This window comes from Francisella sp. XLW-1 (genome assembly GCF_008711455.1).
In the GTDB taxonomy this organism is placed as follows: domain Bacteria; phylum Pseudomonadota; class Gammaproteobacteria; order Francisellales; family Francisellaceae; genus Francisella; species Francisella salimarina.
This window is the reverse complement of the sequence record NZ_VXKP01000019.1, coordinates 1-1,651: the sequence shown is the minus strand read 5'-3', so window position 1 is coordinate 1,651 and position 1,651 is coordinate 1. Positions and strand designations below refer to the sequence as shown.

Sequence of the window (1,651 nt, the reverse complement as noted above, 5' to 3'; positions counted from 1 at the left end):
AAATGTAAACATCTGGAAATCTGTAGCAAGTGAAATACCAGATAATAAGCTTTATTCGCGTATCTTTATTCCAAGTGGATCCTTTGGGTTGATAACTGATTCTAATGAAATATCGAAAACTTTAAAAAGAATCTTGAATTTTTGATTTAAAAGCATTACCTTATACATTATAAATTAATATTAAATATTCATTGGTGGTGGTATGAGTTATTTTATTAAAGTACTGACCTGGCAAACTGTCTCAAGACGTAGGCCCAACCTGTTTAAAAGTCCACAAAAGTGGCTTGATAGCAAGTTTGGGTTGCACTCTGCAATGATTTTGATGAAGAGTGATGATGTCCGCTTTGGATATGTTTGGGATAAAGATAATAAGCAGAATTATCCCGCATCTTCTGAAAGCATACCAAGATCGGGTAAGGAAATACTAAATCGCCTACTTCCTTTAGTCAATGATCATAATGCAAGAAAACCATACAGCCCTGATGTTAAGATATCTTATCAGGATACAAATGGAAAAGAAAAAATTATAGTTATGAAGGACTTTTATGCAAATCCTACAGTATCTTTTTTAATGGATGATCTAGATATTCCTGAAGATGCTGAATGTATGTTAATTTTACAAGATGGGGCAGATATTGATCGAGATAATATTGTAGATCATATTAATGTTGATGCTTACGTAAATCTAGTACCTGATCCAACCCAAGAACACCAAAACCATAAGCACAATAAGCATGTTACAGCTGCGTTTCATGATACAGTGTTTATTGATGCACCATTAAATATGAACATTTCACCTGTCAAGTTTAATAAGTCTCTACAAAAAGACGAATGTTTTGCAGAATACTTACAGTATCGAATGGGAATGTATGATGAACGTTTACCAGATTATGCTGTAGATCTACCTGTAAATGAAGATCCGACTAATGCGAAAGGCATTGGTGGGTTATTTTATGAGAAGATGCTACTTTGGTATCAGATCATTTGTGACTCTGAAGATGTAAATTATGACTTCTTTTCAAGTAACTGTTCATCGGGTGTCTATAGAGCTTTGCTGGCAGGGGTTACGGGTGATCAAGGTGAGAAGACGAGTAAGATATCTAGAAAGTGGGCAACTGAAAATATTAAAACCAGTATTACTCCAAATCAGGTTGCTCAATTTGCGTTAGAATTACAGAAGACTCTTTTTAAAAAACAGAAAGCTCCGATGCTTTATAATAGAATGTATGTTAAGAAAGGTATGATTTATAGCCATCCAGAATTTAAAATGGAGTCTTCTAAATATTCTTCTGGATTTGGTAGAAGGCATGAACCTTTGCCAACTATTGATAAGAATTTAAAACTATTAGATGCATTTAGAAATAACATAAATATTAATTCTATTCTACGCAAATTTGAGCAACTTTTATCATCTTTAGACGTTGAAGTAAAGTATATAGGGACTCTTAAATCCGAACAAACAAAAAAAATTAGAGATGACTTATTAAAGCAACGAAAAGCTAAAGATGCGTCAATCGAAAGTTTAATTAATATAACAGAAAAAGATATTAAAAATGTAGAAAATCTTTGTGCAGCAGTTCAAGCAAAGGAACCTTTTAAAGGAAGAGTTGGGCCGATGACTGAAGCAGAAGAAGATCAATACAGAAATTTT

General features: G+C 33.1%; 1 protein-coding gene. It reads left to right on the top strand.

From position 1 onward, the window contains the following. Positions 1-202 precede the first annotated feature (202 nt). On the top strand, positions 203-1,651 hold a 1,449-nt coding region (locus F3D59_RS09860), incomplete at its 3' end, for a hypothetical protein (RefSeq protein WP_150464769.1).